The sequence below is a fragment of the Amycolatopsis sp. NPDC028719 genome (assembly GCF_055565395.1).
In genome coordinates, this window is sequence record NZ_JBVHUL010000016.1 from 211,587 (window position 1) to 218,015 (window position 6,429).

Consider the following 6,429-nt stretch of genomic DNA (forward strand, 5'->3'; position numbering starts at 1 on the left):
GGGGGGGAGGGAGACCATAAACCACAAGGAAAAACAAAAAAAAAGGATGTGTCAAAAAACCACCCCCCCCCTCACCCCAACCCCCCCCCCCCCCCCCCCGCCCCCCCCCCCCGCTACGGCTGTGTCAACCGGGGCTCCGCCCGGGGCGGGGAACCCCGAACGGTTTCCTACGGCGTGAGCAGGGGCAGCAGGGGCTTGCGCACGGCCGTCGCGACGCCGTCCGAAGCCTCGGCGGCGGCGATGCGCTCGGCCGACGGCCGGCCGTAGCCCGTCGTGCGCTGCACCAGCGGGCGGCCCAGCGGCTCGACCATCTCGCGCATGTCGCTGATCGTCTTGTACGACCCGTTCGACGCGCCGGCCATCCGGCTGATCGTCTCCTCCATCAACGTGCCGCCGATGTCGTTGACGCCGCCCTGCAGCACCGCGCGGCTGCCTTCCGTGCCGAGCTTCACCCAGGAGCTCTGGATGTTGTCGATCATCCCGTGCAGCAGCAGCCGGGCCAGCGCGTGCACCGCCCGGTTCTCGTTCTGGGTCGCGCCGGGGCGGGCGAGCCCGGCGAGGTAGATCGGTGAGCTCTGGTGGATGAACGGCAGCAGCACGAACTCGCTGAACCCGCGTCGCCCGTGCTTCTCCAGGCCTTCGCGCTGCAGCCGCGCGAGCAGCTTGAGGTGCGCGACCCAGTGCGCGGGCGTGTCGACGTGGCCGTACATCATCGTGGACGTCGTCGGGAGCCCGATCTCGTGCGCCGTCGTCACCACCTTGATCCACTCCGACGTCGGCAGCTTGCCCTTGGTGAGCACCCAGCGGACGTCGTCGTCGAGGATCTCGGCGGCCGTGCCCGGCAGCGAGTCGACGCCGGCTTCCTTGGCCTTGATCAGCCAGTCCTTCAGCGACAGGTTGGTGCGCGAAGCGCCGTTCACGACCTCCATCGGGCTGTAGGAGTGCAGGTGGATCTCCGGCTGCCGGCGCTTGACCTCGGCCGCGAGGTCGAAGTACGCGGTGCCCGGCAGGTCCGGGTGGATGCCGCCCTGCATGCAGATCTCGGTCGCGCCGGCGGCCCACGCCTCGTCGACGCGGTCGCCGACCTGCTCCAGCGAAAGCGTGTACGCGTCGGCGTCGGTACGACGCTGTGCGAAGGCGCAGAAGCGGCAACCCGTGTAGCAGACGTTGGTGAAGTTGATGTTCCGCGTGACGACGAAGGTGACGTCGTCGCCGACGGTCTCCCGGCGCAGGTCGTCGGCGAGCTTCGTGAAGGCGTCCAGCTCCTTGCCCTCGGCCGACAGCAGCGCCAGCGCGGCGTCGTCGGACAGCCCGGCCGGGTCCTTTTCCGCGCTGCGCAAGGCTTCCAGCACGGTGGAGTCGAACTTCTGCGGCCCGGTCTTGATCCGGTCGCCGATCTCCTTCCAGTCCCCGTAGACCGAGTCGAAGTCACTGCGGCGGTCTTCGGTGCGGCCGGTGGTGTCGATCTCGGTGTGCAGGTCGGTGCGCCCGGACTCCTGCCAGCCGCCGTCCGGCTCCTGCCACGGGATGCCGACCGGCATCGCGCCCTCGCGGGCCATCCCGGTCTCGTAGTCGACGAGCGCGGCGACGTGCCGCGTGATCCGCGGGTCCAGCCACGGCTCGCCGGCCTTGACGTACTCCGGGTAGATGGTGAGCCGTTCCTTGAGCTCGAAGCCCGCCTTTTCGGTGCGGCGCGCGAGCTCGTCGATCTGCGGCCACGCGCGTTCCGGGTTGACGTGGTCCGGGGTCAGCGGCGAGACGCCGCCCCAGTCGTCGATCCCGGCGCGGATCATCAGGTCGTACTGGTTGCCGATCAGGTTCGGCGGCGCCTGGATGCGCATCTTCGGGCCGAGCACCAGCCGCGCCACCGCGATGTTCGCGGCCAGCTCTTCGAGGTCGGCGTCCGGCGTCGCGCGCATCTTCGTGTCCGGCTTGGCCCGGAAGTTCTGCACGATGACTTCCTGGATGCCGCCGTAGGTCTTGGCGACCTTGCGGATCTCGAACAGCGCGTCCGCGCGCTCCTCGTGCGTCTCGCCGATGCCGATCAGCACCCCGGTGGTGAACGGGACGCTGCTGCGGCCGGCGTCTTCGAGGACGCGCAGCCGGACGGCGGGATCCTTGTCGGGTGAGCCGTAGTGCGGGCCGCCCTTCTCGCTCCACAGCCGGGTCGCGGTGGTCTCGAGCATCATGCCCATCGACGGCGCGACCGGCTTGAGCCGCTGGAAGTCCTGCCAGGTCAGCACGCCCGGGTTGAGGTGCGGCAGCAGGCCGGTCTCCTCCAGCACCCGGATCGCCATCGCGCGGACGTAGGAGAGCGTGTCGTCGTAGCCGTGCGCGTCCAGCCAGTCGCGGGCGGCCTTCCAGCGGTCCTCGGGCCGGTCGCCGAGCGTGAAGAGAGCCTCCTTGCAGCCCATCTCCGCGCCCTTGCGGGCGATGTCGAGGACCTCGTCGGGGGAGAGGAACGGGGATTCGAGCCGGCCGGGCACCGTGACGAACGTGCAGTAGCCGCAGCGGTCGCGGCACAGCCGGGTCAGCGGGATGAACACCTTGCGGCTGTAGGTGATGATGCCCGCGCGCCCGGCCTCGGCCAGGCCCGCGTCGCGGATGCGGGAGGCGTACTCGGAAAGCTTCCCCAGGTCTTCGCCGCGGGCGTGCAGCAGGACGCTCGCTTCGGCTACGTCCAGTGTCTTCCCGTCACGCGCCCGGGCGAGCGCACGGCGCATCGCGGAGGCGGTCGGGGTGGTGGCGTCGGGTTCGGGTCCCATTCCCCCAACGCTAGGACCGTCCTCGCGGGACCAGCCAGTGTGTGTTCCGCACCCGGCTCACCCGATCGGTGTGCGTGATCGTCGTCGCAGGTCAGCCGGGTGGCATGGTTGTCGATCAGCTTGCCGACGTGTATTACCTAAAGGGTGGCATCGGTGGTCGGGAAGAAGATCGGCGGACGGACGTACTACTACCTGGCGGAGTCCGGCCGGGTCGACGGCAAGCCGCGGGTGGTGACCCAACGTTACCTCGGGACGGCCGAGGAGATCGCCCGTGCCGTCCCGGGCGGCGAACCCGCGTCGGCGTCGTACCGGACGTACGGCGACGTCGCCGCGGTGTGGGCGACCCTTTCGCGGCTCGACTTCGTCCGGCGCGTCGACGACATCGCGGGCCCTCAGCGCGCGAAGCCTTCGCTGGGCCTGACGCTGGCGATCGCCGTGCTGCACCGGGCGACCGCGCCTTCGACGCCGATCGCCGAGTGGTGGGCCTCGGGGGCGGCCGCCGATCTCGTGCGGCCCCGGGTGTCTACAGTGGAAGGACTCTGGCGGGCGCTGGAACGCCTTACCCCGGACCGCATCACGCGCATCGAAGACGCCGTCGCGTCCGCCGTGCTGGACACGCTCGACGACCACGCGGCGCTCGCCGTCGACGTCCCCCAGTTCGCCGCGTTCGCCCCGGCCGACTGCACGCTGCCCTCGGCGTGCCGGGGCGTGCTCGCCGGCGCGGGCCTGCGGGTGACCCGCGACGGCGCGATCCCCCTGGCGTCGCGGGTGTACCGGCGCGACGACGGGACCGCGCCGACGTTCGCCGCGCTGACCGCGGAGCTGGGCCCCGCGACGCTCGTCTTCCACTCCGGCCAGGCGGCCCAGCTCGACCTCGGTTCACGCAGCGGGTTCGTCGGCTCGCTGCCGCTGACCGACCACCCCGAGCTGCTGACCCAGCCCGCGTCGGCTCGCAAGCGCGTCGACCCCGAGCGGTTCGCCGGCCTCACCGCCCTGGACACGCACGCGGTCGTCGACGGCGTCCGGCGGCGGGTGATCCTCACGCATTCGGCGACGCTGCACGCGGCGCAGTCCCGCGCGTTCGCCGACGAGTTGGCCACCGCGACCCGTGAGCTCGACGGCCTGGCCGAGGCACTGGCCGCGGGCACCCACCGCGGCGATCGCGCCCAGGTCCACGCCGAGCTCGGCCGGGTCACGCGCGGCCGGCGCATCGAACGCGTCCTCACCGCCGTGCTGAGCGGGAACCGGCCCGGCGAGATCCGGCTCGAACGGCGGATCGACTCGGCCGCGCTGGCCCGCCTCGACGACGAGTTCTTCGGCAAGCAGGTGCTGGTCACCGACCGGGACTGGCCGATCGGTGACCTCGTCACGGCCTACCGGGCGCGCACGCACCTGGAGTCGACGTTCCGCTGGCTCACCGGCCCGGCCGTCACCGGGCCGACCCCGCGCTGGGAGTGGACGCGGCAGCGGATCGCCGCGCACGGGCTCGTCTCGGTGCTCGCGGCGACCGTGACCCACCTGATGCGGCGGGAGGCCGACCGGGCCGGGATGAACCTGTCCGTGCGGGAACTGCTCGACCAGCTGGCCGGCATCGGGGAGCTGGTGCTGCGCTACCCCTCCACCGGCGGGCGGCCGCGGACGAAGCGGCTGCCCACCGAGCGGGACCCGGGTCAGCAGGCGTTGTTCTCGCTGTTCGAGTCTCAGCTTCCGCGGTAGATCTGCAGCGCCGAGAAGCTCTGCACCACCGGCATCAGCTCGATGACGTTGATGTTGACGTGCGCCGGCTGGTTCGCGGCCCAGAAGACGGACTCGGCGACGTCGTCCGCGGTCAGCGGCGTGGTGCCTTCGTAGACCTTGTCCGCCTTGTCCTGGTCGCCGTCGAAGCGGACCTTGGAGAAGTCCGTGCCGCCGACCATGCCGGGCTCGACGTTCGTCACCCGGACGCCCGTTCCGTGCAGGTCGCTGCGCAGGTTGAGGCTGAACTGGTGGACGAACGCCTTGGTCGCGCCGTAGACGTTGCCGCCGGGGTAGGGGTAGGTGCCGGCGATCGAGCCGATGTTGATGACGTGGCCGCGGCCGCGCTCCACCATGCCGGGCAGCAGCGCGCGGGTGACGTGCGCGAGGCCGCGGACGTTCGTCGCGATCATCTCGTCCCAGTCGGCCAGCTCCGCCCGGTGGGCGGGCTCGAGGCCCTTGGCCAAGCCGGCGTTGTTGACGAGGACGTCCACCTCGCGCCAGTCCGCGGGGAGGCTTTCGATCTTCGTCTTGACCGCTTCGGGGTCGCTGACGTCGAGCTTGAGCGTGAGGACGGCGTCGCCCAGCTCCCCGGCGAGCTTCTCGAGCTTGTCCTCGCTGCGGGCGACGGCGATCACCCGGGCGCCCTCGGCGACGAACCGGCGGGCGATGGCGTCACCGAAGCCGGCGCTGGCGCCGGTCACGAACACGGTCTGGTGGGTCATGGCTTGGCTCCGCTTGTGGTCAGGAAGGTGCTGAGCGCTTCGTTGAACTCGGTCTCGCGCTCCAGGTTAGGCAGGTGGCCCGCGCCATCGATGACCACCAGGGTCGAAGCTTTGATCTCCCGGTGGATGAGCCGGGCGTCCTCCACCGGGGTGAACTCGTCCTCACTGCCGACGATCACCAGGGTGGGGACGTCGATGTCCTTGAGCGTCGGCGTGTAGTCAGGGCGCTCGGCGCGTCCCCTGAGCGCGGCCGCGGCTCCTTCCCGGGGAGCGTCGCGCATCATCTTCATGACGTGCGCTTCGACGTCCGGCCTGGTCGCGCGGGTGCTCTTCGAGATCATCTTGGGGAGGAGCTCCTCGGCGTAGTGGTGCATGCCCTCCTCGCTGATCCGCGCGGCGGTGTCGATGCGGGCCTGCTTCGCCTCCGGGGTGTCGAGGCCGGGGAAGGTGTCGGCCAGGAGGAGGGCTTCCGCCCGGCCCGGGTGGTCCCGCACCAGCTGCATGACGATCTGGCCGCCCATGGAGAGGCCGCCGAGGACGAACCTTCGAAGATCGAGGTGGTCGGCCAGGTCGATCAGGTCGCTCGCGAAGACGTCGAGGGTGGTCTTGGTGTCCGGGCTCTTCGATTCGCCGCTCGTCGATTCGCCGTAGCCGCGGAGGTCGGGGACCACGACGCGGTGGCCGCGCTCGGCCAGGTGCTCGGCTTGGGGACGCCACATCGAGCGGTCGAAGGGGTGGCCGTGGACGAGGAGGACCGGCCGGCCGTGCTCCGGGCCGAGGTCGTCGTGCGCGAGGGTCATGCGGCCGACGCTAGGCGGAGCTTTGGCGCGGTGCAATACGGTGCAATGTACTCGGAGCAATGTTCTTTCGCGGCTTTTTCTCTGGCGCTCCGGGGTCGGCGGGTGCACACTGGGCTTCAGACGGGCTTCGTCATGCGGTCTGACCTGCGCTGATCTTGTTAAGGGACCCCCCTGTTTCGGGGGGTTTCCGGGCATGTAAAGTTCTCCAAGTCGCCAGGGAAACCGGGCGGCGGGGACGCGAACCAAGCTCTCGCTTAAGGCGATTGAGTGGGTGTCTCACCAAAACTGCTAGGAATACTCGCTTCGGGTAAGGCCGCTTGACGGCGGTGCGACTCGGGGTGTGTTGCTTGAGAACTCAACAGTGTGCTAGTGAACTAAGCCAGTAGAGCTTATGTATTGAACCTC

4 protein-coding genes are annotated in these 6,429 nt (G+C 70.2%); 1 reads left to right on the forward strand and 3 read right to left on the reverse strand.

Annotated features, from left to right (window positions below; translation table 11 throughout):
* Nucleotides 1–167 precede the first annotated feature (167 nt).
* Nucleotides 168–2,765, reverse strand: coding sequence for a bifunctional FO biosynthesis protein CofGH (locus ACZ4TR_RS46600; protein ID WP_465295256.1), 2,598 nt, complete (start codon nt 2,763–2,765; stop codon nt 168–170).
* Between the two features lie 153 nt (nt 2,766–2,918).
* Between ACZ4TR_RS46600 and ACZ4TR_RS46605 the strand changes: the two genes are divergently transcribed.
* Nucleotides 2,919–4,481 (forward strand): IS1634 family transposase, encoded by a 1,563-nt coding sequence (locus ACZ4TR_RS46605; RefSeq protein WP_465295258.1) that lies wholly within the window; start codon nt 2,919–2,921, stop codon nt 4,479–4,481.
* On the opposite strand, the gene ACZ4TR_RS46610 is transcribed toward ACZ4TR_RS46605, so the two are convergent.
* Both ACZ4TR_RS46610 and ACZ4TR_RS46615 read right to left on the reverse strand, forming a co-directional pair.
* Nucleotides 4,466–5,224 carry an SDR family oxidoreductase gene (locus ACZ4TR_RS46610; protein ID WP_465295259.1) on the reverse strand — a complete coding sequence of 253 codons (759 nt, stop codon included), beginning with the start codon at nt 5,222–5,224 and terminating at the stop codon, nt 4,466–4,468. The two genes, ACZ4TR_RS46605 and ACZ4TR_RS46610, sit on opposite strands and share 16 nt — an antisense overlap.
* On the reverse strand, nt 5,221–6,024 hold the full coding sequence (locus tag ACZ4TR_RS46615) for an alpha/beta fold hydrolase (protein ID WP_465295261.1): 804 nt from the start codon (nt 6,022–6,024) through the stop codon (nt 5,221–5,223). Before ACZ4TR_RS46615 ends, ACZ4TR_RS46610 begins: the two co-directional genes overlap by 4 nt.
* Nucleotides 6,025–6,429 lie beyond the last annotated feature (405 nt).